This window comes from Sulfitobacter sp. HI0040 (genome assembly GCF_001634885.1).
In the GTDB taxonomy this organism is placed as follows: Bacteria; Pseudomonadota; Alphaproteobacteria; order Rhodobacterales; family Rhodobacteraceae; genus Sulfitobacter.
Genome location: NZ_LWEX01000574.1, coordinates 1 through 257 on the forward strand (window position 1 = coordinate 1; position 257 = coordinate 257).

General features: G+C 63.4%; 1 pseudogene. It reads right to left on the reverse strand.

From position 1 onward, the window contains the following. Positions 1 to 257: pseudogene (locus tag A3728_RS20965) on the reverse strand (tryptophan synthase subunit beta); the annotation flags it as partial.

Consider the following 257-nt stretch of genomic DNA (forward strand, 5'->3'; position numbering starts at 1 on the left):
CGGCCTTCGGCCTTCGTCATCTGTTCGCGGACTTCCTTGCCGATGATAGCCTGAAAATCGCGCACCATGGCCGGATAGGGATGCGGGCCCGCGACGGTTCCGATACAATAGAAAGTATCGCGCACATTGGTGACCCAGTCGCGCAACGCGTCGTTCATCGCGTCCTTCAGGGTGCCCCTGCCGCTGGTCACGGGAATGACCTCGGCCCCCAGCAGGCGCATGCGGAAGACGTTGGGCGCCTGCCGCTCGACGTCATG